This window comes from Faecalibacterium sp. An77, from assembly GCF_002161315.1.
In the GTDB taxonomy this organism is placed as follows: Bacteria; Bacillota; Clostridia; order Oscillospirales; family Ruminococcaceae; genus Faecalibacterium.
On the sequence record NZ_NFHK01000089.1, the window covers coordinates 1 to 2,344 of the forward strand.

1 rRNA gene is annotated in these 2,344 nt (G+C 51.7%); it reads right to left on the bottom strand.

What is annotated here, in order from left to right:
* Positions 1 to 2,344, bottom strand: a 23S ribosomal RNA gene (locus B5G28_RS14120); the annotation flags it as partial.

Consider the following 2,344-nt stretch of genomic DNA (forward strand, 5'->3'; position numbering starts at 1 on the left):
CTCCACTTACACATTGTGCCTATCTACCTTGTAGTCTTCAAGGGATCTTACCTAATTACTTAGTGGGATATCTTATCTTTGGGTCGGCTTCACGCTTAGATGCTTTCAGCGTTTATCCGATCCGAACATAGTTGCCCAGCTGTGCTCCTGGCGGAACAACTGGTGCGCCAGAGGTTCGTCCGTCCCGGTCCTCTCGTACTAGGGACAGCTCCCATCAAATATCCTGCGCCCACGACAGATAGGGACCGAACTGTCTCACGACGTTCTGAACCCAGCTCGCGTACCGCTTTAATTGGCGAACAGCCAAACCCTTGGGACCGAATACAGCCCCAGGATGCGATGAGCCGACATCGAGGTGCCAAACCTCCCCGTCGATGTGGACTCTTGGGGGAGATCAGCCTGTTATCCCCAGGGTAACTTTTATCCGTTGAGCGATGGCATTTCCACTCACATACCACCGGATCACTAACTCCAACTTTCGTTCCTGCTCGACCCGTCAGTCTCGCAGTCAGGCTCGCTTCTGCGTTTGCACTCTCTCGCTTGATTTCCGTTCAAGCCGAGCGAACCTTTGAACGCCTCCGTTACTTTTTTGGAGGCGACCGCCCCAGTCAAACTGCCCACCTGACAATGTCCCCCACCTCGATTCAGAGGTGCTGGTTAGAATTCCAATATCACAAGGATGGTATCCCAACGTCCACTCCACAAAAGCCAAGGCTCTTGCTTCCCAGTGTCCCATCTATCCTGTGCATGCAACATCGAAACCCAATATCAGGCTGCAGTAAAGCTCCATGGGGTCTTTCCGTCTTGTCGCGGGTAACCGGCATCTTCACCGGTACTACAATTTCGCCGGGCGGGCTGTTGAGACAGTGCCCAAATCATTACGCCTTTCATGCGGGTCAGAACTTACCTGACAAGGAATTTCGCTACCTTAGGACCGTTATAGTTACGGCCGCCGTTCACTGGGGCTTCAATTCAATGCTCTCACATCTCCTCTTAACCTTCCAGCACCGGGCAGGCGTCAGCTCGTATACGTCATCTTTCGATTTAGCACAAACCTGTGTTTTTGGTAAACAGTTGCTTGGGCCGTTTCTCTGCGGCTGCATCTCTGCAGCACCCCTTCTCCCGAAGTTACGGGGTCAATTTGCCGAGTTCCTTAACAACCCTTCTCCCGTTGGCCTTAGAATCTTCTTCCTACCTACCTGTGTCGGTTTGCGGTACGGGCACCTCAGAAATACACATGGCTTTTCTCGCCACCCTCCATGCTTGACTTCGGTACTTATTTCCCTCGATCACTACCGGAACCAACTCCCGGCTCAAACACTTCAGATGTGTCCCCATGCTTAACTCTTTTGGTGGTGACGGAATCTCAACCGTCTGTGCATCGGCTACGCCTTCCGGCCTCACCTTAGCTCCCGACTAACTTGGAGCGGACGAACCTTCCTCCAAAAACCTGAGGCTTTCGGCCATGCAGATTCTCACTGCATTCGCGCTACTCATTCCGGCATTCTCACTTCTATGAACTCCACGGCCGCTCACGCTACCGTTTCGCCGCTCATACAACGCTCCCCTACCCAACATCTTGCGATGTTGCCTAAGCTTCGGTGTCAGGTTTAGCCCCGTTAAATTCTCCGCGCAAAGACGCTCGACCAGTGAGCTATTACGCACTCTTTAAATGAGTGGCTGCTTCTGAGCCAACATCCTGGTTGTCTGCGTATCTTCACATCGTTTTCCACTTGACCTGACTTTGGGACCTTAGCTGTAGATCTGGGCTGTTTCCCTTTTGACAATGACATTTATCTGACACTGTCTGACTCCCATTCATCAATACTCTGGCATTCTGAGTTTGATAAGCTTCGCTAACCTCTCGGCCGCTAGGCTATTCAGTGCTTTACCTCCAGGTATCTAAAATGAGGCTAGTCCTAAAACTATTTCGGGGAGAACCAGCTATCTCCGAGTTCGATTGGAATTTCTCCGCTACCCACAATTCATCCGCCGCCTTTTCAACGGAGGTCGGTTCGGCCCTCCATGGAATTTTACTTCCACTTCAGCCTGATCATGGGTAGGTCACCCGGTTTCGGGCCCATTGCACGTAACTTATCGCCCTTTTCAAACTTGCTTTCGCTTCGGCTCCAGTCCTTAAGACCTTAACCTTGCTACGTACAATCGCTCGCCGGACCGTTCTACAAAAAGTACCCTATCACACTTTGACGTGCTCTAGGTGCTTGTAGGCACAGGGTTTCAGGTTCTCTTTCACTCCCCTCCCGGGGTTCTTTTCACCTTTCCTTCACAGTACTATACGCTATCGGTCACTGGGTAGTATTTAGGGTTGGAGGGTGGTCCCCCC